18 protein-coding genes are annotated in these 21,406 nt (G+C 70.4%); 10 read left to right on the forward strand and 8 right to left on the reverse strand.

What is annotated here, in order from left to right:
• The first annotated feature begins 15 nt into the window (after positions 1–15).
• From FKO37_RS38355 to FKO37_RS38365, 3 genes are read left to right on the forward strand one after another with little or no spacing between them, the layout of a single operon-like run.
• Positions 16–1,107 (forward strand): polyprenyl synthetase family protein, encoded by a 1,092-nt coding sequence (locus FKO37_RS38355; protein WP_238607645.1) that lies wholly within the window; start codon positions 16–18, stop codon positions 1,105–1,107.
• On the forward strand, positions 1,107–2,582 hold the full coding sequence (gene crtI, locus FKO37_RS38360; protein ID WP_238607646.1) for a phytoene desaturase family protein: 1,476 nt from the start codon (positions 1,107–1,109) through the stop codon (positions 2,580–2,582). Before FKO37_RS38355 ends, crtI begins: the two co-directional genes overlap by 1 nt.
• Entirely contained in the window at positions 2,579–3,505 is a 927-nt protein-coding gene (locus tag FKO37_RS38365) for a phytoene/squalene synthase family protein (RefSeq protein ID WP_238607647.1), read from the forward strand. Before crtI ends, FKO37_RS38365 begins: the two co-directional genes overlap by 4 nt.
• Here the strand turns inward: FKO37_RS38365 and FKO37_RS38370 are convergent.
• Positions 3,477–3,905, reverse strand: coding sequence for a pyridoxamine 5'-phosphate oxidase family protein (locus FKO37_RS38370; protein WP_037809702.1), 429 nt, complete (start codon positions 3,903–3,905; stop codon positions 3,477–3,479). The genes FKO37_RS38365 and FKO37_RS38370 overlap by 29 nt on opposite strands.
• A gap of 5 nt (positions 3,906–3,910) precedes the next feature.
• On the reverse strand, positions 3,911–4,459 hold the full coding sequence (locus tag FKO37_RS38375) for a CGNR zinc finger domain-containing protein (protein ID WP_037809700.1): 549 nt from the start codon (positions 4,457–4,459) through the stop codon (positions 3,911–3,913).
• Positions 4,460–4,481: 22 nt separating this feature from the next.
• On the opposite strand from FKO37_RS38375, the gene FKO37_RS38380 reads away from it, so the two are divergent.
• A complete protein-coding gene (locus FKO37_RS38380; protein WP_238607648.1) occupies positions 4,482–5,633 on the forward strand; it encodes an MFS transporter in 1,152 nt (383 codons plus the stop codon).
• On the opposite strand, the gene FKO37_RS38385 is transcribed toward FKO37_RS38380, so the two are convergent.
• The 3 genes from FKO37_RS38385 to FKO37_RS38395 form a co-directional block, all read right to left on the reverse strand.
• Positions 5,611–6,726, reverse strand: coding sequence for a S8 family serine peptidase (locus FKO37_RS38385; protein WP_037809699.1), 1,116 nt, complete (start codon positions 6,724–6,726; stop codon positions 5,611–5,613). The genes FKO37_RS38380 and FKO37_RS38385 overlap by 23 nt on opposite strands.
• Complete coding sequence (locus FKO37_RS38390; protein WP_158714421.1) at positions 6,723–8,891, reverse strand: hypothetical protein; 2,169 nt, start codon at positions 8,889–8,891, stop codon at positions 6,723–6,725. The genes FKO37_RS38385 and FKO37_RS38390 overlap by 4 nt, the downstream gene beginning before the upstream one ends.
• Before the next feature lie 151 nt (positions 8,892–9,042).
• On the reverse strand, positions 9,043–9,411 hold the full coding sequence (locus FKO37_RS38395; protein WP_037809697.1) for an Rv2175c family DNA-binding protein: 369 nt from the start codon (positions 9,409–9,411) through the stop codon (positions 9,043–9,045).
• A 92-nt stretch (positions 9,412–9,503) separates the two neighbouring features.
• On the opposite strand from FKO37_RS38395, the gene pknB reads away from it, so the two are divergent.
• The 5 genes from pknB to FKO37_RS38420 all read left to right on the forward strand — a co-directional run bounded on the left by pknB (position 9,504) and on the right by FKO37_RS38420 (position 15,350).
• Complete coding sequence (pknB, locus tag FKO37_RS38400; protein ID WP_037809695.1) at positions 9,504–11,522, forward strand: Stk1 family PASTA domain-containing Ser/Thr kinase; 2,019 nt, start codon at positions 9,504–9,506, stop codon at positions 11,520–11,522.
• Positions 11,519–11,728 (forward strand): hypothetical protein, encoded by a 210-nt coding sequence (locus tag FKO37_RS38405; protein WP_037809693.1) that lies wholly within the window; start codon positions 11,519–11,521, stop codon positions 11,726–11,728. Before pknB ends, FKO37_RS38405 begins: the two co-directional genes overlap by 4 nt.
• Positions 11,729–11,794: 66 nt before the next feature.
• Positions 11,795–13,270, forward strand: a complete 1,476-nt coding sequence (locus FKO37_RS38410) for a flotillin family protein (RefSeq protein WP_037809691.1) — start codon at positions 11,795–11,797, stop codon at positions 13,268–13,270.
• Positions 13,270–13,965, forward strand: coding sequence for a hypothetical protein (locus tag FKO37_RS38415; RefSeq protein ID WP_134730328.1), 696 nt, complete (start codon positions 13,270–13,272; stop codon positions 13,963–13,965). The genes FKO37_RS38410 and FKO37_RS38415 overlap by 1 nt, the downstream gene beginning before the upstream one ends.
• Positions 13,966–14,069: 104 nt before the next feature.
• On the forward strand, positions 14,070–15,350 hold the full coding sequence (locus FKO37_RS38420; RefSeq protein ID WP_255807059.1) for a wax ester/triacylglycerol synthase domain-containing protein: 1,281 nt from the start codon (positions 14,070–14,072) through the stop codon (positions 15,348–15,350).
• Between the two features lie 45 nt (positions 15,351–15,395).
• On the opposite strand, the gene FKO37_RS38425 is transcribed toward FKO37_RS38420, so the two are convergent.
• Positions 15,396–16,787, reverse strand: coding sequence for a class II 3-deoxy-7-phosphoheptulonate synthase (locus FKO37_RS38425; protein WP_037809686.1), 1,392 nt, complete (start codon positions 16,785–16,787; stop codon positions 15,396–15,398).
• 52 nt (positions 16,788–16,839) lie between these two features.
• Positions 16,840–20,010 carry an ATP-binding protein gene (locus FKO37_RS38430; protein ID WP_238607649.1) on the reverse strand — a complete coding sequence of 1,057 codons (3,171 nt, stop codon included), beginning with the start codon at positions 20,008–20,010 and terminating at the stop codon, positions 16,840–16,842.
• A 133-nt stretch (positions 20,011–20,143) separates the two neighbouring features.
• Between FKO37_RS38430 and FKO37_RS38435 the strand changes: the two genes are divergently transcribed.
• Positions 20,144–21,031, forward strand: coding sequence for an NADP-dependent oxidoreductase (locus tag FKO37_RS38435; protein ID WP_238607650.1), 888 nt, complete (start codon positions 20,144–20,146; stop codon positions 21,029–21,031).
• On the opposite strand, the gene FKO37_RS38440 is transcribed toward FKO37_RS38435, so the two are convergent.
• Positions 21,028–21,399, reverse strand: coding sequence for a MerR family transcriptional regulator (locus tag FKO37_RS38440; protein ID WP_238607651.1), 372 nt, complete (start codon positions 21,397–21,399; stop codon positions 21,028–21,030). The two genes, FKO37_RS38435 and FKO37_RS38440, sit on opposite strands and share 4 nt — an antisense overlap.
• Positions 21,400–21,406: the final 7 nt, after the last annotated feature.

Below are 21,406 nucleotides of genomic sequence, written 5' to 3' on the forward strand. Positions count from 1 at the left end.
CCGGAGGATGAGGGCATGGACGCGCCCGGATTCGACGCCGACCTCCCCGCGCACGTGGAGCGTGCGCTGGCCGATTTCCTCGGCCGGGCGGGGAGCGAGATCCTGCGCACCGAGCCGAGCGTCGCGGCCGGGATCGAGGCGCTGTCCGGTTTCGTGCTGGGCGGCGGCAAGCGGATCCGGCCGACGTTCGCCTGGTGGGGCTGGCGCGGCGCGGGCGGCGCGGCGTCCGGCCCGCTCGCCGAGGGCGCGCTGCAGGCGGTCGCGAGCCTGGAGCTGATCCAGGCGTGCGCGCTGATCCACGACGACCTCATCGACTCCTCCGACTCGCGCCGCGGCAAGCCGACCGTGCACGTGGCCGCCGAGAAACTGCACGCCGACCGCGGCTGGCTCGGCACTCCGTCGGTGTTCGGGCTGGCCAGCGCGGTGCTGGTGGGAGACCTGGCGCTGGCCTGGGCCGACGATATGTTCGCCGACGCCCCGCTGCCCGCGGAGACGATCGCGGCGGCCCGCCCGGCCTGGCGCGCGATGCGCACCGAGGTGCTCGCCGGGCAGTACCTCGACGTCCGCACGCAGGCGGTCGGCGACGCTTCGCCCGAGGCCGCGCTGCGGATCGACCGGCTCAAGACCGCCGCGTACACCGTCCAGCGGCCGCTGCACCTCGGCGCCTCGCTCGCCGGGGCGGACGACCGGCTGATTTCCACGCTGCTGGAGTTCGGCGGCGACGTCGGCGTAGCGTTCCAGCTGCGCGACGACCTGCTCGGCGTGTTCGGCGACCCGTCGGTCACCGGCAAGCCCGCCGGGGACGACCTGCGCGAGGGCAAGCGCACCCTGCTCGTGGCGCTCGGTCTGCAGCTCGCCGCGGAGAAGGGCGACCACGCCGCGGCCAAGGCGATCGCCGGCGCGATCGGGGCCGCCGACCTGACCAGCGGCACCGTGGACCAGGTGCGCGAGGCGCTGACCTCGGTCGGCGCGGTCGCCGCGGTGGAGCGTCAGATCGACGAGCTGACCGCGTCCGCGAACGCCGCGCTCGACCGCGCGCACCTGGCCGAGCCCGCTCCGTCGGCGCTCGCCGAGCTGATCCGTCTGGCTACCCAGCGGAAGTTCTGATGCGCACGGTGAACGGGCCCGCCGACCACGTCGTGGTCGTCGGCGCCGGGCTGGCCGGGCTCTCGGCGACGCTGCACCTGCTCGGCGCGGGACGGCGGGTGACGCTGCTGGAGCAGCAGAAGATGCCCGGCGGACGGGCCGGTCAGCAGGACTTCGGCGCGAACGCGGTCGACACCGGGGCCAGCGTGCTCACCATGCCGGAACTGGTGGACGAAGCACTGCACGCGGTCGGCGAATCGTTGGCCGACACGGTGCCGCTGACCAGGCTCGACCCGGCGTACCGGGCTCGGTTCGCGGACGGCAGCACGCTCGCCGTGCACACCGACGGCGAGGCGATGGAGGCCGAGATCCGGTCGTTCGCCGGTCCGGCCGAGGCGGACGGTTACCGGCGGCTGCGCCGGTGGCTCACTGACCTGTACGCGGCGCAGAAGGACCACTTCATCGGCGCGAACTTCGATTCGCCGCTGGATTTGGTCCGGCCGGAACTCGTGAAGCTCGCGGCGTTGGGTGGCTTCGGCCGGTTGGGGCCGCGCGTTTCCAGCTTCTTGCGCGACGAGCGCGTACGGCGGCTCTTCTCTTTTCAGGCGCTGTACGCAGGTCTCGATCCGACGCGTGCGCTTGGCGCGTACGGCGTCATCGCGTACATGGACACTGTCGGCGGCGTGTACTACCCGCGCGGCGGCATGGGGGCGATCGCCCGCGCGATGTCTGACGCTGCGACGCGCGCTGGTGCCGAACTGCGCTTCGGTACGGAGGCTGCGTGGCTTGAGCGAGTGTCGTCCCGCGTACGCGCTGTACGGACGCGCTCGGGCGAGCGTATTGAGTGTGATGCCGTGGTGCTCGCGACAGAGCTTTCGGCGGCGTACCGGCTGATTGGCGCGCGTCCGCGGCGGGTGCTGCCGTTGAAGTACTCGCCGTCGGCTTTCGTGTTGCACGGGCACGCGGACCGTTCGTGGCCGGAACTGGACCACCACACGATCTTCTTCGGCCAGGCGTGGGAACGGACCTTTGCCGAGATCGTCCGCGAGGGCAAGCTGATGAGCGATCCGTCGCTGCTGGTCACGCGCCCGACCGCGACGGAGCCGACGCTCGCCGGCGACGGCGGCGAGATCGTCTCCGTGCTCGCTCCGACCCCGAACCTGACCACCGGCCCGATCGACTGGGCGCGCGTCGGCCCGGCTTATCGCGAAGAACTGCTGCGTACGCTGGAAGCGCGCGGGCTCACCGGGTTCCGCGACGAGTACATTGTGGACGAACAGCTGACTCCGGCCGACTGGGCGGCGCGCGGGTTGGCCGCCGGGACGCCGTTCTCGCTCGCGCACACCTTCCGCCAGACCGGCCCGTTCCGGCCCGCGAACTTGGTGCGGGCGGCGGAAAACGTGGTGCTCGCCGGGTGCGGGACGACGCCGGGGGTCGGCATCCCGCCGGTGCTGATCTCCGGACGGCTCGCCGCGCAAAGGATCACCGGCCGGTGAGCGAGCTCGACGCGGCCGGTATCGCCGAGCCCGCGCTGCGTGCTGCCTACACGACGTGCCGGCGCATCAACGCCCACCACGGGCGCACGTTTTTCCTTGCCACCCGGCTGCTTCCGGCGCGGGCCCGGCCGGCCGCGCACGCGCTGTACGGCTTCGCGCGGATGGCCGACGAACTGGTCGACAACCCCGAGCCCGGCACCGATCCGGCGGTCGCGCTGGACAAGGTCGCCGGGCTGGTGGACGAGGTTTACGACGGGCGGGTGCCAGCCGATCCGGTGCTGGCGGCCCTTGCCGATACGGTGCGCCGGTACGACATCGGTCGTCCGCTCATCGATGCGTTCCTGCATTCCATGCGGATGGACCTGACGGTCGCGGAATACGCGACTTACGCCGATCTCGGGGAGTACATCTACGGTTCGGCTTGCGTGATCGGGCTGCAGATGCTGCCGGTGTTCGGGACTGTCGCGCCGCTGGAGGAAGCCGCGCCGAGCGCGGCGGCGTTGGGGGAAGCGTTTCAGCTGACCAATTTCCTGCGGGATGTCGGCGAGGACCTCGATCGCGGGCGGTTGTATCTGCCTACCGAGGAATTGGCGGCGTTCGGGGTGGACCGCGAGAGACTGGTCGACGCGCGTCGCCAGGGCCGTGCGGATCCACGGGTGCGGGCGGCGCTCGCGGTGGCGGTTTCCCGGACGCGGGCGGTTTATCGGCGCGCTGAGGCCGGGATTTCGTTGCTGCGGCCGGAGTCTCGGCCTTGTGTGCGGACGTCGATCACCTTGTACGAAGGCATTTTGGACGAGATCGAAGCCATGGACTACGCCGTGCTGAACCGACGCGCCGTGGTGGGCAAGGGGCGACGGGTCGCGGTCGCGGTGCCTGCGCTGGTGCAGCGTGCGCTCAGTGCCAGGCCGGGGCGCCTTCGCTGACTTGGGCTGGATCGGCGCTGGCGTCGTAGGAGCGCAGCCAATCCGGGGTCAGGCGGATGAGGGCGAAAGCCTCGTCGAGGGCGCGGGAGCCGGGGAACTGTTCCAGGTACACCTCGCCTGCGTCGCGACGGGAAGTGCCGGATTCGATAACCGCCTCGCCTTCGACTTGGACAGAGATCGTGTCGGTGCAGCCGATGACCGCGGCGGTGCGCGGGTTGGCGCGGAGGTTGGCCACTTTTCGGGCGGTGCGGTGGGTGTTGAACAGCAGCGAGCCGTCCGGGGTGACGGCGAAGCTGACCAGGGCCGCTTCGGGGCGGCCGTTCGCGGTGGTGGTCGCGACGACGCCTAGCGGGTTGGCTCGGACGAAGCTCGTGAAGTCCGCCAGGGACAGGATTTCCATGAGCGTCAGGTTAGCCGGGCCCGGTGGGCGGCGACGCGTTCCCTTGTGGCGCAACGGGAAGAGCAGTACTGGCGCGGGCTGCCGCCGCCTAGGTGGGCGAAGGGTTTTCCGCACGACGGCGACGCGCACAGGCCGCCGGGGGCGCTTTGGCGGTCGGCTAGCAAGGTGGCCAAGGCCAGCGCGGAGGACGTGATCAGCCAGGTGCCCCACGGGCCGTCGTCGGATGCGTCGACGTGGAGGTGCCAGCCGAAGTTGTCGTCGTGTGCGGTCAGGCGCGGGGGTCCGGCGTAGGCGGTGAACAGCGCGTTCAATACCTCGGCGGCCGAAGCGGCGTCTGGTGCGGCGAAGACTTCCCGCAGTTCCAGTGCGGCGGCGCGTAGCTCGGCCACCTCGCGCGGGGAAAGTTGGAGTTGCGGTTCTCCGTGCTCGACCAACACTGCGGCTACCGATTCCGGCGCAGGGTCCTCCGTCAGCAGCACATCGAGCAGCGCTACGGCACGACGGACCGCGTCCCGGGCGGAGCGGCCCGCGAAATCCGGCTGCGTTCCTGGCATGCCTCACTGTAACATCTTGATAGTGACAAGCCGTTACAGATTCGCGGCGTATCTCACCGGGGCCACTGCCGCGCGCACTGGGGACGAGCTGTCCGGCCCGGCGGTGTTGCTGCTGGGCGTGGGTGCTTCGGGAGCCGTCGCGGGGTCGACGTTGCTGGCCGGGCTCACGATCGCGGCGGCGGTGGGCGGGCCGGTGCTGGGTGCGGTTCTGGACCGGTCGCGTATGCCGGGCCGGATCCTGGCGGTTGGGTTGGTCGGGTATGCGGTGGGGCTGACGGCGATCACGGCACTTTTCGGACAGGTGCCGTTTGCCCTGGTGGTGACGATTGCGGTGGTGACCGGGTTGCTCGCACCGGCGATCGGCGGCGGGTGGACCGCGCAGGTGCCCTCGCTCGTACCGACGGAGAAGCTCGGCAAGGCGAGCACGATTGACGCGATGACGTTCACTGCGGCAGCGCTCGTCGGGCCGGGGCTGGCCGGAGTGCTCGCCGCGACTGCGGGGGCTCCGGTCGCAGTGGTCCTCGCGGGTGGGTTGATGCTGGTTGCGGTGCCGTTCGCGTGGCGGCTGCCCGGGAGTACCGAGAAACAGCCGTCGCGATTCTTCGCCGCGGCAACGGTTCTCGTGCGCAATCCCGCGTTGCGGCAGTCGACCGCGACCTCCACGTTGTCGTGTGTCGGGATCGGGATGGCGTTCGTCTGCTATCCGCTGGTCGGCGCGCAGCGGCTCGGCAGCGCGGGGTACGGGACGTTGCTGCTCGTCGGGTTGTCAGTCGCGTCGTTGCTGGCGAACGCGGTCCTTTCGCGACGGTCGTATTCTCCGGACCGTGCGGTGCAGTTGAGCACCATTGCGATCGGGATCGGGCTCGCGGGGGCGGCAGCGGCACCGAACGCAGTGCTGCTGGTGGCTGCGGTGGCCCTCACCGGAGTTGGCGAAGGACCGCAGCTGGCGTCGTTGTTCGCGGTGCGGCATCGGGAAGCGCCGCCGGAGATGCGGGCGCAGGTGTTCACGACAGCGGCGAGTATCAAGATCGCCGGAATTGCGCTGGGGAACGCGGTGGCTGGGCCGTTGGCTGCCTGCTCCCCCACCGCCGGATTGGCCGCGGCGGCGGGGATGCAGGTGGTCGCGGCGGTCGCGCATCCGTTGTGGACGGTCAGAAAGCAGCTAGTCCGTTAGGAGTTCCGTTGCCGGTCGGTCCGTCGTATCCCGGGACACCAGTGCACAGGTAGTCACCGCATTCCTCGAAGCCGACGTTGTTTCCGCTGACGACATCGTTGAGCTTCCCCGAATACAGCCGCGAAGCGTCCGGATACTGGTCGTGGTGTCCGGCCAGCGCGATGACTCCGGCGATGAACGGCGCCGACGCGCTGGTGCCGCCGACCACACTCCAGCCCGACAGGACTGTGGTCTCGTAAACGGCGGGTCCGGTGGCGGGATCGGCTACCGCGGCGACGTCGGCGACGGTCCGGCCGGGACAGTTCGGATCCTTCTGCCACGACGGTTTCGCCACCCAAGCCGAACATCCGCTCGACGCACCGATCCACACCGATTCGGTCCAGCCGCGCGCGTTGTCCGCTTTGGACAGTGACGTGCCGCCGACCGCGACGACACTCGAGTACACCGCGGGCGCGTTGGGTGCGGCGAATCCGCCGTCACCGCTCGACGCGACGATCGCGACGCCGGGATGCTGATAATGCGCGGCGAAATCGCCGGACCAGTGGCTTTCGGGCGCGCCGTAGCTGTTCGACACGATCGTCGCGCCGAGTTTCACGGCGGTGTCCACGGAGGTGCCGAGTGCATCGAAGGACGCGTCGTCTCCTTCTACCAGCAGGATTTTGCACTGGGCGCAGGCGGCGGAAGCCATGTCCAGGTCCAGCGCGGTCTCCACCGGCCAGTCGCCTTGCTGCGGCGGGAGCGGCGTGGCGTCGCCGTGCTGGTTGACTTTGCGGAAGCAGCCGTTCGCCGTGGTGCAGGGCGGGAGACCGTAGGTTTGTCGATATACCGCCAGGTCTGCTTCGGCGGTCGGGGCGTCGCCAGCGTCGACGATGGCGATCGTTTCGGCAGCGCCGCCAGTGTCGGGCAGGCGATAGGCGGAACGCAGGTCAGCGGGGCTGTAGCCGGTGGCGCGCAAGGCAGAACGACTGTCCACTTTGGCGTAACAGCGGGCGAATCCTGGCGCAGCGGGACCACAGATGTCTCGTGGGGCGGCGGACGCGACGGACGGGATGAACGCGCCGAGGAGAATCAGCACAGCCAGGATGCGTTTCATCGCTGGGCCTGCCCGACGGTGTAGGCGTTGCTGATCGTTTGGGTGATCGCGTTGCCCGCCAGGTCCTGCGCGGTCACCTTCAACGAGGGCGAAGTCCCGGCCGGTGGATTCCGCCAGACCGCCACGTATTCGCCGAACAGTCCGAAGACCTGCGCGGGCTGCCAGGTGGCTCCGTTGTCGACGGACACCGAAACCGTCGCCGAGGTGATCGGCGAATGCGAACCGGCACCGCTGTACGCCGCGTGGCCGACGTGCAGTTCCAGCATCTGCACCGGCGAGGACGACGTCGTGGAGAGATCGGAATCCAGCCGGTAGTCGACGGTCAGCGCACCGAGGATCCGGCACGGCTGCGTCGGGTCGCTGGCCCGGCAGCGATGCGGGGACGGCAGCGCGGTGCCCGCCGCCAGGTCGTATCGCAGGGTCAGTTCGGTGCGCAGTTTTCCGGCTTGGCTGACGCCGGGAATAGCGGTCCGGTCGACGTCCAGTACGCCGCGGAAGGTCGCGGGCGTCTTCGGCACGTCGACCGACACACCGTAGGTGCCGTCCTGATCGAAGACCTGCTGATCGTCGCGGTACAGGGAGAAATGCAGCCGCGGGGCGTAGAACAACGGAACCGCGGTGTGGTCCGGCACGCTGTCGCGCAATGCCGGAATCGCGACCGAAACGGTGCCGCCGGAGTAGCAGGCCTCGCAGAGCCGGTCCCGCTGCCACTGGCCGAGACCGGCGGAGAGCGGACCGCGGGACCAGTCGACGGTCGTGGTGCCGCCCGGCCGATAGGGGCGCGAATCTGCGGTCATCAGCTGGTACGACGAGCCTTTTTGCTCGTACTGCACCCATTCCCTGGTGTGCGTGGTGCCGAGGTAGTCGGTCAGCACCCCGGGAGCGGGGATGAAGAAGCCGCTCGCGCCGAGGCCGTGCCGCCGGATCACCGGGTCGACCGGACCGCTGTCGATCGCGACCGGCATCTTGTCCGCGGGATCGGCGTACATCCGGTCCCGGACCGTCGCGAGTTCACTGTCCTTTGTGGAGAAGGACTGGTTCTCGGAGATGCCCTCGGTGGCGAAGGAAAGATCGACGCGGTACCGGTCTTCGGGCTTGGGTGCTTTGCCGCCCCATTGCACGACGTAGTGCAGCAAGCCCTGATCCGGCTTCGGCACCGGCCGCACGTACTGCTTGGTCTTGCCGCCTGAGATGCCGACGGCGAATCCGCGGCCGGTCAGGTCCTCGCGGAAGAAGTTGGTAGTGAGCAGGTCCTGCGTGGCCGACTTCGGCGCGGCCACCTTGACCTCGGCGGTCGCGTACTTCTCCTCGACGGTCAGGGTCTGCACGTCCGGCGAGTCGCCGACGACGAAGCCCTCGACCCACGAGGTCCGCGTCGCGGTCACGCTGCCGGCGCTGTCGAAGTCGGAGAAGGTCGCGGACGCGGCGTAATGGCCCTCGGGAACCGCGATCCGGGTGACGCCGTCGACGTCGACGTGCCGCAGCAGCTTGGCCGAGGAATCGGTGTTGATCAGCGACACCATTCCGTTGACCGAGCGGCCCTGCAGATCGGCGAGGCGGAGTTCGAGGATCTTCATCGGGTAGCGCGGCTGCTGTTCGCGAGGCGCACCGGCCAGCCGGATCGTCGCGGGCAGCACGCTGCTGCCTGCCGGACGGCCGGCGGACGCGTCTTCAGCGAGACGTCGGTGCAGGTCAGCGGTGAATTCGGCGGCGGAAACGAGGGTGCCGGTCGCCGTGTTCCCGGCGGCCGAGCCGAGCGTGATGCCGGGCAGCGCCGCCGGGGCCGCGCCCGCCGGGAAAGTGATCTCCAGCGGGGTGTTCCCGGACTGCATCCGCGCGAGCGCGGTGACGTCGAACAGCGATTTGTCCAGCTTTCCGAGAAACGGAACGGCGTCGCTCGGAATGACGTAACGGTCGCCACCATCGGCTTGATAGGACTGAAAAGTGGTGCGAGGCGGCGACGAAAGGGCGTAATTCGTACCGCCGTTCGGTCCCGGGAAAACCGTGACCCGGTCCCCCGTCACCAGCGTCACTTCCCGCGCTTGCGGCGCTGCCGCGAAGGGCACGGTCTCAGCGGCCGCAGGCGGTGCCGGCAAAGCGGAACCGCCCAGCACCAGCACTGCCGACGCGAGCGCGCAGCGTCTTCCGGAAACCCGTCCTCCCATGCCCGATGCTCCTCTCCAGCATGCGGCCGAGCAGGATTTTCAGGACGGTTTCCGACGATGGACCAGACCAATTGACCGCGTCAACGAAAAACGCGGGTTCTGTCCGGAAGGGCAATTGTTGTCAGCCCGACCGGAGCAATGCGGGACGGGGCTAGAACGCCATCGCCTGCGCGCGCCGCTTCACCTCGGTGCCGTGGCTGGTGCGCAGCGCGTTGATCGGCGTGCTGCCCGGGAGCGTGTCGTCGGCGGTGAAGAGCCAGCGCAGCATCTCGGTGCGGCTGAACCCGGAGTCGGCGAGCACGGTGATCGTGCCGCCCAGCCCCTTGACGATGCCGTCCTTCACGAAGAAGTCGCCGGGCACGCAGAGTTCGCCTTTGCGCCGGACAGCGATCAGCTCGCCGTCCCGCAGCATCTGGCGCACCTTGTTGGCCGACACGCCCAATGCGGCCGCCACCTCCGGCAACGGCTTGACCGCGACCGCGGCGTCGAGGATGTCGTCGGCGACAGGAATCCCACTCACACGTGACACTGTGCCACATTCCCCCGTCCGGACCACTGCTACGCACGGGTGACCCGCCCCGGCACGCGCGGCCTTCCGTACGATTGCCCACCGTGACGCGCACCCAGCCCAGCCTCGTCGGCACCCTGCTCGAACGCCGGTACCGCGTTGACCAGCTGCTGGCCAGGGGCGGGATGTCGGCCGTCTACCGGGGCCTCGACACCCGCCTGGACCGGGCGGTGGCGATCAAGATCATGGATCCGCGGTTCGCCGACGACCGGTCGTTCGTCGACCGGTTCGTGCGCGAAGCGCGTTCGGCCGCCCAGCTGCATCACCCGAACGTGGTCGCCGTGCACGACCAGGGCTTCGACACCCCGGCCGGTCAGGACGCCGGTCTCGCCTTCCTGGTGATGGAGCTGGTCAACGGCGGCACGCTGCGCGACCTGCTGGACGAGCAGGGCCAGCTGGACGTCTCGCTGGCGCTGAGCGTCGCGGAGCCGGTGCTGGCCGCGCTGGCCGCCGCGCACGCCGCCGGGCTGGTGCACCGCGACGTCAAGCCCGAGAACGTGCTCATCGGCCGCAGCGGGCAGCTGGCGGGCGGCGTGGTCAAGGTCGGCGACTTCGGACTGGTCCGCGCGGTCGCCAGCGCGGGCACCACGAGCTCGAGCGTCATCCTGGGCACCGTCGGCTACCTGGCCCCCGAGCAGGTCGCCACCGGCGACACCACGGCCCGGAGCGACGTCTATTCGGCGGGCATCCTGCTGTACGAGATGCTCACCGGCCGGCTGCCCTACACCGGCGACACCGCGATCTCGGTCGCCTACCGGCACGTGAACGACGACGTCCCGCGCCCGAGCGAGCTCCGGCCGGACCTGCCGCCGGCGCTCGACGACCTGGTCCTGCGCGCCACCCGCCGCGATCCCGAGCAGCGCCCGGCCGACGCGAACGAGTTCCTCGCGCAGTTGCAGGCCGCGCGCGCCGAACTGGGGCTGCAGCCGGTCGCGGTGCCGGTGCCCCCGCCGCCGGACGGCGACCGCGTGTCGGACGTCGAACGCACCCTCCCGAACATCCCGGCCGTCCAGCAGAACGTGCCGGTTGACCAGCAGACCATGCCGGTCTCCGGACCCCGCGGCACGCGCGCCCTGACCCGGGCCGTGCCCGCCGCGCCGCCGCCTCCGGTACCGCCGCGCGCCGGGCCCTCCGCCGCGCCGGACGAGCCGCGGAAGCCGCGCGACAAGCGCAAGCTGATCGCGCTGGCGATCGCCGGGGTGCTCGTGCTCGGCGGGCTGATCGGCGCGTTCGCGTTCATCCTCAGCGATTCCAAGGTCACGACCACGACCGTGCCGAAGCTCGCCGGGCTGACCCAGGCCGAGGCGGGCGACCAGCTGCGCGCGGCGAAGCTGAACCCGCGCTACAGCCAGGAGTTCGACAACACGGTCGAGGCATACAAGGTCATCAAGGTGGATCCGGCCCCTGGCACCACGCTCGACCAGGACGCCACCGTGTCCGTGGTGGTGTCCAAGGGCAAGCCGAAGGTGCCGAACATCCAGGTCGGCACCGCGCTCGACACGGCGACGAAGGCGATCCAGGAGCAGAAGCTCACCGTCGTCCAGGGCACGCCGGAGTACAGCGACACCGCGCCGCAGGGCACCGTCGTGAGCGTGAGCCCGGCGGTGGGCACCCCGGTGGACGTCGGCGGCCAGGTCACGCTGGTGCTGTCCAAGGGCCCGGAGCCGCTTCCGCCGGTCCCGGACGTGACCGGGCGGTCCAAGGACGAGGCGTTCCAGATCCTCAAGCAGGCCGGATTCCAGCCGCAGGACGGCGGCGAGGAGTTCTCGCAGACCGTGCCCGCCGGGGCGGTCACCCGTACTGACCCGGGCGCGGGCTCGCCGGGGACGAAGAAGGTCAAGGTCTACGTCTCGAACGCGGTGCAGGTCCCGGACGTCCGGTACCGCCCGTTCGACCAGGCCGCGGACGCGCTCAAGGCGGCCGGGCTCGAGGTCGACCGCAAGGGCGGCGACGGCAACGGCCACGGGCACGGCGGCTTCGACTTCGTCCTGCAGCAGGACCCGGCCCCGGGCACGTTCGTGCCCAAGGGCACCAAGGTCAAGATCCGGGGGTTCGGCGGATGATCGGCAGCCGCGGCCGGGTGACCGGCACCGTCGGGCCGGGGCTGATCGGCGAGGTGCTGCTCAGCGTCCGCGGCGGCACCGAGGCCTTCTACGCCTATCCGGCCGAGCCGGACACCACGTTCGCCGTGGGAACACCCGTTCTGGTGGTCGATTTCGAGCCCCCGCGCACGGTCTACGTGGAAAGGTGGCAACCGTTGCGCGCTTGACCGCGTCGCAGTGCTGACGGCGTCTGAGCGCCGTGCCAGCTGAATACGGAAAGTGCGGCGAGGGCTATGGAAATCTGGGTCATCGTGGTGATCGCGGTCGTGGCCGTGATCCTGCTGTTCGGGCTCCTGCGGATCCTGTACAAGGTCGCGGAGCCGAACGAAGCGCTCATCATCTCCGGCTGGGGCGTCCGGGTCGAGCGCACCGAGACCGCCGACAGCCTCGGGTTCAAGATCGTCACCGGCCGCGGCGTGAACGTGCTGCCGGGCTTCCAGACCGCGCGCAGGCTGTCGCTGGACACCCGAGGGGTGAACCTGCAGGTCTCGTGCGTGACGAAACAGGGTCTGCCGGTGACCGTGCGCGCGGTCGTGATCTACAAGGTCGGCGACGACTTCGCGTCGATCGCGAACGCCGCCCGCCGGTTCCTCGACCAGCAGAAGGGCATGAACGACACCATCCACGAGCTGTTCTCCGGCCACCTGCGGTCGATCGTGGGCGGGCTGACCATCGAGGAGATGATCCACAACCGCGACGCGCTGACCGGCGAGGTCCGCCAGTCGTCGGCCACCGAGATGATCAAGCTCGGGCTGATCGTGGACTCGCTGCAGATCCAGGAGATCGACGACGAGTCCGGCTACATCGTCAACCTCGGCAAGCCGCACGCGGCCGCGATCGCCGCCTCCGCGCGGATCGCCGAGGCGCAGCGCGACCAGGAGGCCACCGAGGCCGAGCAGATCGCCGCCGCGCGCAAGGCGGGCGCGATCCGGGAAAGCCAGATCCAGCAGGCCGGGTACCAGGCCGAGGTGGACCAGGCCAAGGCGAAGGCGAGCCAGTCCGGTCCGCTGGCCGAGGCGACCGCGCGCCAGGAGGTCGTGGTCCAGGAGACCAGGGCCGCCGAACTCGAGGCGGCGCTGTCCGAGCAGCGGCTGCAGTCGCAGGTCCGCAAGCCGGCCGACGCGAAGGCGTACGAAACGCGCACCACGGCGGACGCGGAACGCGACGCGCAAATCGCCCGTGCGCAGGCACAGGCGAAGGAAACCGAGCTGCGGGCCGGCGCGGACGCGACCCGGGTCAAGACCGCGGCGGACGCCGAAGCGCAGGCCACGAAGGCACGCGCGGAAGCCAGCGCGAGTGCGACGAAGGCCACTGGCGAGGCGGAAGCGGCGGCGGCCAAGGCAAAGGGTCTCGCGGACGCCGAGGCGGCGAAAGCCAAGGGTCTGGCCGAAGCCGAAGCGGCGAAAGCGAAGGGGCTCGCCGAGGCTGAGTCGATCAAGGCGCGCGCGGCCGCACTGGCGGAGAACCAGGAGGCTGTGGTAGCACAACAGCTGGCCGAGCGCTGGCCGGAGATCGTCGAAGCGGGCGCGCAGGCCTTCGGCAATGTCGACCACATGGTGGTCCTGAACGGCGCGGACGGGATGTCGGACATGTTCACCAAGGCGCTCTCCCTCGGCGGCACGGGCCTCGGCCTCGCCCGCCAGCTGATGGACGCCATGGGCCCCAAGCAGTCCGGTTCCGACGGCAGCGTCGCCCCTCGCGAGGACTGATGAGCTTCTTCACGGACGGTCCTCGCGAGCGCCCCCTGTTCCCGGTGCGGGAACGGGAGCTGTTCGGCTACGAGGGCCGTCCGTGGACGGGCCCGCCCGCCGACCACATCGTGCCCGCGCTGGTGCCGTGGGCGACGCCGCTGGGCCGGTCCGAGCGCACCATCGTGGCGCTGCGCGCGGTCGAGGTGTGGCCGGAGGCGATGACGCTGCGGATCGCGGTGTATTCGCGCGACCGCATGGACGGCGCGCCGCTGATCGGCCACCGGCGCGTCCCGGACTACAACTCGCTGCTGGTCGGCGTGCTGTTCCCGGACGGCGGACGGGCCAGTTCCGAAACCGTTTCGGTGCCGAGCGCGGGCGAACCGCACGAGCCGGTGCTGCGCGTCGAGGAAGGCAGCGGCTCGGAGTTCCGCTACGAGCATCCGGTGTTCGTGTGGCCGCTGCCCAGCGCCGGTCCGCTGAAGGTGATCGTGCAGTGGCTCGACCGCGAGATCGCCGAAACGCACACCAAACTCGACGGCGGACGGCTGCGTGCCGCCGCGCTCGAAGCCAGCGAGCTGTGGCCCGGGCTGCCGAAGCGGCCGGGCAACGGCGTCGCGATGCGCCAGATCGCCGCCGAGGTCACCGAGGCGGGCGGCCCCGGGCCGACCGCCGGGCCCGGTCTGCCGCAGCGGCGGCGCTCCACTGGCGAGTGAAATTTCGCGGAATTAGCGTCCTCGCAACATCACGGCCGTGCGCCGGTCACACCCGGGCGGTGTCGTTGCACTCGCCCTCGACGCCCGACGTTGGAAGGTGGACCATGGCGCCTGCCCCGCTCAGCTCGCTCGATGTCGCTTTTCTTTGCCTCTCCAGGGAAACCGCGCCGATGCAGATGGGCGCGGCGCTGGTTTTCGCGCCGGAGGAGGCGGTCGATCCGGACCGGCTGACCGCGCTGCTCGCGCGCCGGGCGGCGGATATTCCGCCGCTGCGCCGGAAAATCCGCGCCGGACTGTTCCCGCCCGGCTCCGCGACGTGGGTGGACGACCCGGATTTCCGGGCAGTGAACCACATCCGGCACCACCGGCTCACCATGCTGTACGACCCGGACCCGCTGCCGGAGTTCGCGGCGAGGTGGATCGCCGAACCGCTCGACCCGCACCGTCCGTTGTGGGAACTCACTGTGGTGACCGGCTTTCCGGACGGGAGCTTCGCGGTGCTGCTCAAACTGCACCACGCGTTGACCGACGGGGCGGGCGCGTACGCCGTCACGGCGGGGCTTCTGGACGGATTGCCGATCCCGGAGCCCGCACCGGTGATTCCGCAGCCGCGTTCGCCGCTGAGCGCGGTGCGGGACACGTGGGAGACAGCGGGAATCGCGTCGGCGGTGGTCCGGGCGGCGCGTCCGCCGTGCCTGCCGCTGGCCGCGCCCGCCACCGCCGAACGACGCCTCGGTTTCACCCGGTTGGCGTCGGCCGATCTTCGCCGGATCCGGCGAACGCACGGCGGCACCACCAACGACGTGGTGCTCGCGGTGCTTTCCGGCGCGTTGCGCGAATGGTTCGTCAACCGCGGCATTCGCGCGACGGGACGGTCGGTGCGCGCGCTGATTCCCGTGAGCGTCCGCGGGAGGGCGGCTGAGCAACGGGGCGGGAACAAGCTTTCCGGCTATTTGTGCGATCTGCCGATCGGAACCGACGATCCGGTGCGGCGGCTGGCCGAAGTGCGCGCCTCGATGGCACGCAACAAAGCCGCTGGCCCTGCTCGCGGAGCCGGGGCGTTTCCGCTGCTGGCCGACCGGATGCCCGCGGCATTGCACCGGCTCGGGACGCGGACTGCGGGGTTGGCCGCGCCGTTGCTGTTCGACCTGGTGGTGACGACCGTTCCGGTGCCGCGCGCCCAGCACGCGCTCGATGGTGCGCCGCTGACGCAGGTGTATCCGTTCGTGCCGTTGGCTCCGCGCCAGGCGGTGGGCATCGCGGTCGCGCCTTATCGCGACAGTGTCCACATCGGACTGCAGGCGAACGCGGACGCGGTGGCGGACCTTGGCTCGCTGCGCGACGCGGTGGCCAAGTCGGCGGCGGAACTGCTGGACGTCTCGTGAGTGGCTAGGCCGGTTCTCACCGGCCTAGCCACTCACCAGCTGTGGTCAGCCGCGCAGCATCTCCGCGACCAGGAAGGCCAGTTCCAGCGATTGCTGGGTGTTGAGCCGGGGGTCGCAGGCGGTCTCGTAGCGGCCGGAGAGGTCGACGTCGGAGATTTCCTGTGCTCCGCCGAGGCATTCGGTGACGTCCTCGCCGGTCAGTTCGACGTGGATGCCGCCCGGGTAGGTGCCGAGCTTGTGGTGCACCTCGAAGAAGCCCTGGACCTCGTCGACGATGCGGTCGAAATGCCGGGTCTTGTAGCCGGTGGACGATTCGTGCGTGTTGCCGTGCATCGGGTCGCACTGCCAGATGACCTTGTGCCCGGACGATTCGACCTTCTCCACGATGGCGGGCAGCACCTCGCGGACCTTGCCGTTGCCCATCCGGGAGATCAGCGTGAGCCGCCCCGGTTCGTTGCGCGGGTCGAGCCGCTCGACGTACTCCAGGGCCTGTTCCGGCGTGGTCGTCGGGCCGATCTTGAGCCCGATCGGGTTCGACAGCAGTTCGGCGAACGCGATGTGCGCGCCGTCGAGCTGGCGGGTGCGCTCGCCGATCCACAGGAAGTGCGAGGACAGGTTGTACAGCTTCGGGTTCGCCGCGTCGGCCTGGTCCAGCCGCAGCATCGCGCGCTCGTAGTCGAGCAGCAGCGCCTCGTGGCTGGCGAAGATCTCGGTGTACTGCAGCGACGTGTCGGTGACGCCGCAGGCGTTCATGAACCGCAGGCCGCGGTCGATCTCGGCGGCGAGCGCCTCGTACCGCTCCCCCGCCGGCGACGAGGACACGAAGTCCTTGTTCCAGTCGTGCACCTGGTGCAGGTCGGCCATGCCGGCCCCGGTGAGCGCGCGGACCAGGTTCATCGCCGCGCCCGCGTTCGCGTAGGCGCGGATCATCCGGCCCGGGTCCGGCACCCGCAGCTCCGGCTTGGCGACGAGCGAGTTGATGATGTCGCCGCGGTAGACCGGCAGCCCGAGCGCGTCGGTGCCGGACGAGCGCGGCTTCGCGTACTGGCCCGCGATCCGGCCGACCTTCACCACCGGCAGGCTGGCCCCGTAGGTGAGCACGACGGCCATCTGCAGCAGCGTGCGCAGGTTCGCCCGGATGTGCGGTTCGGTGTTGGACTCGAACGTCTCCGCGCAGTCCCCGCCCTGCAGCAGGAACGCCTCCCCGCGAGCCACCATGGCGAGCCGGCTCTTCAACCGGTCGATCTCGGCGGGCACGGTGATCGGCGGCACGCTCTCCAGCACGCCGCGCACCCGCTTGGCCAGCGCGGCGTCCGGCCACTCCGGCTGCTGCGCGGCGGGCAGCGACAAGGCGGTGTCGAGGCGGTCCCGCAGCTCAGGAGGCAACGGCGGCAGCTCGGGGAGAGTGTCTACGGGAACGTCGACTGTCCAGTTCACGCGTCTCAGGATAGGGTCTGCCGCCTTCGCCCGGGCCGGTGGGCGGCGAGGGTCACGCGTCCGGGGCGTCTTCGCGGTACAGGGCGCCGAATCGGTCGGCCACGTCCAGCAGACCTGCGAGTTCGGCTGTTTCAAGGGCTGGGACGATGACCGACCAGTGGTCGAGGCTGACCGCTTCGGCGAGGATCCGGCGGCGCTCGTCCGGCGGGGCGGCGGCGGAGATCTCGACCAGCAGACGGGCGCGGTCGTCCGCGGATTCGACGAGACGGGTCCGGGCGAGTGCGCGGGGCAGGTCGTGCTTGGCCAGTTCCGGCAGGAACGCCAGGGTGAGCCGTTCTCGTTCCTGATCGCTTTCGACGCTCTCGAAGACAGTCTCGGCCTGGTCCAGGTGCCCGGCCGCGGCCAGGCCGCGGACCAGGAGCCGCCGGGCAGACACCCGGAACGCCTCGTTCAGGTATCCGCACAGCTCGAGGGCCGCGGCGACCTCGCCGCGCGCTGCCAGGTCCTCGATCGCGTCCTCGATCGCCAGCTCGGAGTTGTCCTCCTCGCGACCGGCGGCCACCAGTTCGACGACCTCGGCGGGTTCGCCCACCGCGGCCAGCATCACGATGGCCGCGCGCCGGTCGAGCCGCACGAACTCCCGGTCCGGGGACTTCTCCGCCATCCCGCTCCGTACGTACTCCGCGATCCGGGCCAGCGCGGCCCGGTCGCCGTCGGCCCGGAGCCTGCGGGCGAGCAGGACCACGGGTTCCCGCATCGCCGACCAGAATCCGACGCCGCGGATCAGCTTCTCGGCGATCAGCGGATCTCCCTTTTCCGCGAGAAGGCACGCCAGCGACTTGATTTCCCTCAGCCCCTGCCATTCCGAGCGCACCAGCGGGGCGAGCAGTTCGGCCCGGCGGACGTCGCCTGCCGCGACGACGGTTGTGCTCAGCGCACCGATCGCCGCTGCCGCCCGCGGATCGTCCGCCGCACGGCGGGTCATCGATTCCGCCCGCTCCGCCGCCTCATGCGCGCGGGCGCGGTCCCCGGTCGCCAGCAGAGCATCCGCCAGGGACACGAACCGGTCCGCGTCGCTTTGCAGTTCGCGGGACGACCGGCGGGTGGAGAGGTGGCGGGCAGCCCACTGGAAGGCCTGGTCGGGCTGGCCCGCGGCCACGAGTGCCTGGACGAACCGGTTCACCGCGTTGCGCCGGGCGAAAGGGTCGGTCATCGCATCGAGCACTGGGGGAATGTCCGCCAGCCTGCCCGCATCGGCCAGGAAATCGATCAGAACAGGCACCAACGTGTGCTCGCGGTGCGCCTCGGCGGATCTCGCGTCGACAGTTGCAACCGGGTCGTCCGACGCGGCCAATTCAGCGGTGACGTCGAGGCGAAACAGCACTCCGGACGCGCCGTGCTCCTGTGCGAAGGCGCGTGCCCGCTCGACTTCGCCCCGCTGGACGAGCTGCTGCGCGATCTCCGCGAACGCCTTGTCCCGGCTCATTTCGCGAGTCACCGCACCGGCCAGTTCCGCGGCCGCAGCCACGTCGTCGACAGCCTGCACCGCCAGTTCGCTCAGTGTCCGGTCCCGGAGGTCTTCGCGGGAAATCTCCCTGGCCAGCTGCCCGGCCCGGGAGAGGTCCGGTTCGGCGACGGCGGCGATCCGCCGGCGTTGATCCGCGCTGACCCGCACGGCGATCCGCTCGGCCGCGTCAGGCTTCCCGCCGTACCCCAACGCGACCGCGGTTTCCGCGAGCAGGGAGTCGCGCAACTCCGGATCGTGCTCGTCGTCGGCCAGCTGCTCGGCTCGCTCCGGCTGTCCGGCGCGGACCAGCTCGCCGGACAGCTCGAGCAGTGCTCGCCTGCGCGAAACGGGATCGGTCATGGACTGCGCGAGCGCCACGGCGTGGTCGAACTGCCCCAGTGCGGCCCACACCGCGGGCAAGCGCACCGGCGTGATCTTGTTGCGGTCGCGGAAATTGTCCCGGTACGTGTCGAGTGTGACGAGCCGGACGAGGTCGGGATCGTCGGAGGCGAGCAGAGCCGCGCGGGCGATGTCCAGCTCCCCCATCGCGGCCAGGTCGCCGCCGGAGACGTCCAGCAGGCGTTCGTGCCTCGCCGGGTCTCCGGCCAGGTCGACGAGAGCGGTCACGTCGCCGCTTTCCTGGACCAGCCGGAAGTAGCCGCGCAGCAGGAATTGGGGAGTGTCCGGCGGCCAGCCCGCCGACCGGTATCCGGCGGCCCATTCGTCGATCGCCGCGCGGTACCGGGACAGTTCGCCGCCGAGGGCTTCGACGGCCTCGCGTTGCAGATTCTCGTGGCCCAGCAGGAAAACCGCCGGGGCCTCGCGGGGTCGCCAATGCGCTGGGCGACGGGTGAACGAACGACTCGCCACACTGTTCAGCACTCGTTCGACGTCGCGTGGGCGCCGCTGGGTCAGCTGCGCCAGGTCGTCGCTGCTGAGGCCGCCGCGAGCCGCGACGAGGAAACCCAGCAGGTCCTCTTGGTCGCGGAGCAGTGCGTCTAACTCTTGCTCCATATCGGCCTTCGCCGCGACGGCTGCGGGCGAAGGTGCCAGGGAACGCTCGATTCCGGGAGCCCGCAACGGATGATCACCGCGGACGTCGGGCGGGACGCCGGGGTTGAGGCGGCTCGCGACGATCACGCGGAGGCCGTTTTCGGGGAACGGCAGCAGCGCGGCGATGCTGTGGCCGCCAGAGCTGGCGCCGCGATCCTCATCCAAGCCGTCGACGACCAGTACCAAGCGCTCGCCGCGGTTTCGGCAGTGTGCGGCGGCTTCGGCGAAGACCGCGTTGAGGTTTCGCGCCTCGGAGTCCTTCGCCGCGCCCAGGACTTCGGCCAATTGCTCCTGGACGACGTCTACGAACGCCTCACGCGTGTCGTCGCCGAGCGAACGCGCCGTGACGAAGAACGACACCACCCGCACTCCCTCGGGCGGCGAGAGGACGAACGAGGCCATCAGAGCCGACTTGCCGGTCCAGGGAGCCGCGCGCCACCAAACGTACGCGGGAGCGTCGTCCGGGGCGGTGCAGAAGCGGGCGAGTTCAGCCAGTTCCGTTTCGCGGCCGACGAGCTGGTCCGGGGCCACCTGGCGCACCCATTGCCGGTAGCGGGACCGGGCAGGCGGAGCCGCGTGGACGACGACCGAGTCGGCGTGACCCACCTGCACGACCTTGCCCGTGACCGGGCCCAAGACCTGGTTCGTGATCCGCTCGTCCACCTGGGCGTCCCCCTCCGACGCGGTTCAGCTTCGCACGAACCGTGTCGGCTGGGTCACATCGGCTGGAACATGACACCGGTGTCAAGAAATAGCGTCGTTCCCGAACCGAGCCTGCCGCGGAAGGGACAAGCGAATGAGCACTGCCTTGGGATACCGGGCATTCGGCGCTGCCGACGTCCAGGAGTTCTTCGACCGGCCTGACCCGGTGCCCGGCCCCGCCGAGGTGCTGGTCCGGGTCGCGGCCGCCGGGGTGAATCCGCTCGATCATCTGCTGCGGTCCGGGCACGTCCCCGATCTGAACGGGCACCTGCCGTTCCCTCAGGTCATCGGGATGGAAGCGGCGGGGACGGTGCTCGCGCTGGGCGAGGACGTCACGGGTCTAAATGTCGGCGACCGGGTCACCGGGTTCGCGCTGACCGGCGCGGGGACGTACGCGGAAACGACGCTGCTGCTCGGCGAGTCCACCGCTCGCATTCCCGACGCTCTCCCGTGGACTTGGGCGGCGACCATTCCCGTCGCGGGCACCACGGCGCTGGACGTGCTCGACCAGCTCGATCTGCCGAAGGGCGCGTCGCTGCTGGTGAACGGGATCGGCGGGGGCGTCGGCATCGCGTTGGCGCAGCTGGCGCGGGACCGGGGGCTCGTCGTTACAGGCACGGGCAGCACGGCCAAGCGGCCTCTCGCGGCGAAGTACGGCGCTGTGTTCATCGACTACACGACGGAAAGCGTCGAGGGCAGTTTCGACGCCGTGGTCGACACCGTCGGCGGCCAGTCCCTTCGCGATGTCGCGCCGTTAGGGAAGAAGCTCGTCGCGGTCGGAGATCCGTCGGTGACCGAACTCGGCGGCGAGTTCGTCCGTCGTCGGCTCGATCGGGCGAGTCTGGAACGCGTCGCTGAGCTGATGGCCGAAGGGCGGCTCGATCCGAACATCACCGGGACCTATCCGCTCGCACGGGCCCATGAAGCGTTGGCGCTAGTCGAGTCCCGGCATGCCGCGGGCAAGCTAGTCATCAGCATCTAGCACGAGACGGACTCGCCTTGCCGGTACCGGGTGTTCGCCTCGATCAGCACGTCCAGCGCGGCGCGGGCGTCGGCGAGGCGTGCGATGTCGGCGGTCAGCCGGTCGCGTTCGGACACCATGGTGGTGAAGGCGTCTTCGATGACGTCCTCGTCGTCGCTGTGCACGCAGGGCAGCAGCCGGGCGATCACCTTGCTGTGCAAGCCCGCGTCGAACAACCGGCGGATCAGTTCGACCCGTTCGACCTCGGTCGCCAGGTAATGCCGCTGCCCGCCCGCGGACCGGGTGCTGTGCACCAGGCCCTGCTGCTCGTAGTACCGCAGCGAGCGGGCACTGACCCCGGTCTTCCGGGCTAATTCACCGATTCGCACGCTCTCC

It is taken from the genome of Amycolatopsis sp. Poz14 (assembly GCF_006704225.1).
GTDB classification, from domain to species: domain Bacteria; phylum Actinomycetota; class Actinomycetes; order Mycobacteriales; family Pseudonocardiaceae; genus Amycolatopsis; species Amycolatopsis nivea.

What these genes read in the sequence shown, in the direction of transcription:
- FKO37_RS38355 (WP_238607645.1), top strand. Translation starts at nt 16, where the DNA reads ATGGACGCGCCCGGATTCGACGCCGACCTCCCCGCGCACGTGGAGCGT.
- crtI (WP_238607646.1), top strand. Translation starts at nt 1,107, where the DNA reads ATGCGCACGGTGAACGGGCCCGCCGACCACGTCGTGGTCGTCGGCGCC.
- FKO37_RS38370 (WP_037809702.1), bottom strand. Translation starts at nt 3,905, where the DNA reads ATGGAAATCCTGTCCCTGGCGGACTTCACGAGCTTCGTCCGAGCCAAC.
- FKO37_RS38375 (WP_037809700.1), bottom strand. Translation starts at nt 4,459, where the DNA reads ATGCCAGGAACGCAGCCGGATTTCGCGGGCCGCTCCGCCCGGGACGCG.
- FKO37_RS38385 (WP_037809699.1), bottom strand. Translation starts at nt 6,726, where the DNA reads ATGAAACGCATCCTGGCTGTGCTGATTCTCCTCGGCGCGTTCATCCCG.
- FKO37_RS38390 (WP_158714421.1), bottom strand. Translation starts at nt 8,891, where the DNA reads ATGGGAGGACGGGTTTCCGGAAGACGCTGCGCGCTCGCGTCGGCAGTG.
- FKO37_RS38405 (WP_037809693.1), top strand. Translation starts at nt 11,519, where the DNA reads ATGATCGGCAGCCGCGGCCGGGTGACCGGCACCGTCGGGCCGGGGCTG.
- FKO37_RS38410 (WP_037809691.1), top strand. Translation starts at nt 11,795, where the DNA reads ATGGAAATCTGGGTCATCGTGGTGATCGCGGTCGTGGCCGTGATCCTG.
- FKO37_RS38415 (WP_134730328.1), top strand. Translation starts at nt 13,270, where the DNA reads ATGAGCTTCTTCACGGACGGTCCTCGCGAGCGCCCCCTGTTCCCGGTG.
- FKO37_RS38420 (WP_255807059.1), top strand. Translation starts at nt 14,070, where the DNA reads ATGGCGCCTGCCCCGCTCAGCTCGCTCGATGTCGCTTTTCTTTGCCTC.
- FKO37_RS38435 (WP_238607650.1), top strand. Translation starts at nt 20,144, where the DNA reads ATGAGCACTGCCTTGGGATACCGGGCATTCGGCGCTGCCGACGTCCAG.